Source organism: Guyparkeria sp. WRN-7 (assembly GCF_001641825.1).
GTDB lineage: Bacteria > Pseudomonadota > Gammaproteobacteria > Halothiobacillales > Halothiobacillaceae > Guyparkeria.
The window spans coordinates 1-2,828 of sequence record NZ_LRFH01000012.1 but is presented as its reverse complement, the minus strand read 5'-3'; the positions used below and the strand labels follow the sequence as shown (position 1 = coordinate 2,828).

The window sequence follows — 2,828 nt, the reverse complement described above, 5'->3', positions numbered from 1 at the left end:
GTGGTCTTGCCGTGGTCAACGTGACCGATCGTGCCGACGTTTACGTGCGGCTTGGAACGTTCAAACTTTTCTTTGGACATGTCTTATATCCTCAACTGGAAACAAATTCAGTGGACCGCGGTGTCTTAGGAGACGCCTTTGCTGACTTCCTCGACCACGCTCTTCGGTGCCTCGGCGTAACGACCGAACTCCATGGAGTAGGTCGCACGACCCTGGGTGGCAGAACGCAGGTCGGTGGCGTAGCCGAACATCTCGGACAGCGGCACCTCGGCCTTGATCTGCTTGCCACCGCCGTGGATGTCTTCCATGCCCTGGACCATGCCGCGGCGACGGTTGACGTCACCGATGACGTCACCCATGTACTCTTCCGGCGTTTCGATCTCGACGTTCATCATCGGCTCGAGCAGGGCCGGGGAGGCCTTCTGCGCGCCTTCCTTGAAGGCCATGGAGCCGGCGACCTTGAACGCCATCTCGTTGGAGTCGACTTCGTGGTAGGAGCCGTCATACAGCGTGACCTTCACGTCGACCATCGGGTAGCCCGCGATGACGCCGTTCTGCATCTGCTCTTCGACACCACGCTCGACCGCCGGGATGTACTCCTTCGGGACGACGCCACCAACGATCTTGTTGATGAACTCGAAACCGGCGCCTTCCTCGTTCGGCTCGATGTTCAGCTTGACGTGGCCGTACTGACCGCGACCGCCGGACTGGCGAACGAACTTGCCTTCCTGCTCGATCGAGCTGCGGATGGTCTCACGGTAGGCGACCTGCGGCTTGCCGATGTTCGCGTCGACCTTGAACTCGCGGCGCATGCGGTCGACCAGGATCTCGAGGTGCAGCTCACCCATGCCGGAGATGATGGTCTGGCCGGACTCCTCGTCGGTACGGACACGGAAGGACGGATCCTCCTGTGCCAGACGACCCAGTGCCTGGGACATCTTTTCCTGGTCGGACTTGGTCTTCGGCTCGACGGCCACGGAGATAACCGGATCCGGGAACTCCATGCGCTCGAGGATGATCGGGTCTTTCGGGTCGCAGAGCGTCTCACCGGTGGTGACGTTCTTCAGACCGACGGCGGCGGCGATATCGCCCGCGTAGACCGACTTGACCTCTTCACGGCTGTTGGAGTGCATCTGCAGGATACGGCCGATGCGCTCGCGGTTGCCCTTGGTCGAGTTCAGGACGCCGTCACCGGCGTTCACGATACCCGAGTAGACACGGAAGAACGCCAGCGAACCGACGAACGGGTCGGTCATGATCTTGAACGCCAGTGCGGCGAACGGCTGGTCGTCACCGGTCTTCCGGCGGGCTTCGGTGCCGTCCGGCAGCTCACCCTTGATGTCCGGAACCTCGGTCGGAGCCGGCAGGTACTCAATGACCGCGTCCAGCAGGCGCTGAATGCCCTTGTTCTTGAACGCCGTGCCGCAGAGCGCCGGGATGATCTCGTTATCCAGCGTGCGCTGACGGATGCCCTGCTTGATCTCCTCTTCGGAGAGCTCGCCGTTCTCGAGGTACTTCTCCATCAGCTCCTCGGAGGACTCAGCAGCCGCTTCGATCATCTCTTCGCGGTACTGCTCGGCCTGCTCCTTGAGCTCGTCCGGAATGTCCCGCTCGTCATAGGTCATGCCCATGTCGTCGGTGTTCCAGTAGATGGCCTTCATTCGCATCAGATCGACCACGCCCTCGAAGTTCTCCTCGGCGCCGATCGGGATGACGATCGGTACCGGGTTGGCGCCGAGGCGCTTCTTCAGCTGATCCATGACGCGGAAGAAGTCCGAGCCCTGGCGGTCCATCTTGTTGACGAACGCCAGACGCGGCACGCCGTACTTGTTGGCCTGGCGCCAAACGGTCTCGGACTGCGGCTGGACGCCGCCAACGGAACAGAGGACGAACACGGCGCCGTCGAGAACCCGCAGCGAACGCTCCACCTCGATGGTGAAGTCCACGTGCCCCGGGGTATCGATGATGTTCAGGCGGTGCTTCTGGAACTGCTGATCCATCCCCTGCCAGAAGGCAGTGGTCGCCGCCGACGTGATGGTGATGCCGCGCTCCTGTTCCTGGTCCATCCAGTCCATGGTGGCGGCGCCGTCATGCACCTCACCAATCTTGTGGGACACACCGGTGTAGAACAGAATGCGCTCGGTGGCCGTGGTCTTGCCGGCATCAATGTGCGCCATGATGCCAAAGTTGCGATAGCGCTCGAGCGGAGTCGTACGGGACACGTAAAAGTACCTCTTAAATAAAGCGGCGGATTACCAGCGGAAGTGGGCGAAGGCCTTGTTGGCCTCGGCCATGCGGTGCGTGTCTTCACGCTTCTTGACAGCGGAACCACGACCTTCGGCGGCATCCGACAGCTCACCGGCCATTTTCTGGGCCATGGTCTTCTCGCCACGCTTGCGGGCGGCTTCGATCAGCCAGCGCATGGCCAGCGACGAACGACGCACCGGGCGCACTTCGACCGGCACCTGATAGGTGGCACCACCAACACGACGGGACTTGACCTCGACCGACGGAGCGACGTTTTCCAGCGCCTTCTCGACGACCTCGACCGGGTGACCCTTGCCCTTTGACTCGATCATGTCCATCGCGTCGTACAGCAGACGCTCGGCAACGGCCTTCTTGCCGCTGAGCATGATCATGTTGATGAATTTCGCGACGGTGACATTGCCGAATTTCGGATCCGGCAGAATCTCGCGCTTGGGGACTTCTCTTCTACGGGGCATGTTGAATCCTACCGTTGATTAGCTCTTCGGACGCTTGGCGCCGTACTTCGAACGACCCTGACGGCGCTTCTCGACACCCTGGGTATCGAGGCTGCCGCGGACGAC

2 protein-coding genes and 1 pseudogene are annotated in these 2,828 nt (G+C 61.5%); all 3 read right to left on the bottom strand.

All coding sequences use genetic code 11. From position 1 onward, the window contains the following. Positions 1-125: 125 nt before the first annotated feature. Complete coding sequence (gene fusA / locus AWR35_RS04560; RefSeq protein ID WP_058574779.1) at positions 126-2,222, bottom strand: elongation factor G; 2,097 nt, start codon at positions 2,220-2,222, stop codon at positions 126-128. A 30-nt stretch (positions 2,223-2,252) separates the two neighbouring features. Beyond that, on the bottom strand, positions 2,253-2,723 hold the full coding sequence (gene rpsG, locus AWR35_RS04555) for a 30S ribosomal protein S7 (protein WP_058574778.1): 471 nt from the start codon (positions 2,721-2,723) through the stop codon (positions 2,253-2,255). A gap of 18 nt (positions 2,724-2,741) precedes the next feature. Continuing rightward, positions 2,742-2,828 (bottom strand): annotated as a pseudogene (gene rpsL / locus AWR35_RS04550) (30S ribosomal protein S12); the annotation flags it as partial.

Bases quoted from the DNA above. Each gene is read 5' to 3' on its own strand.
- rpsG (WP_058574778.1), bottom strand. From the start codon at position 2,723: ATGCCCCGTAGAAGAGAAGTCCCCAAGCGCGAGATTCTGCCGGATCCG.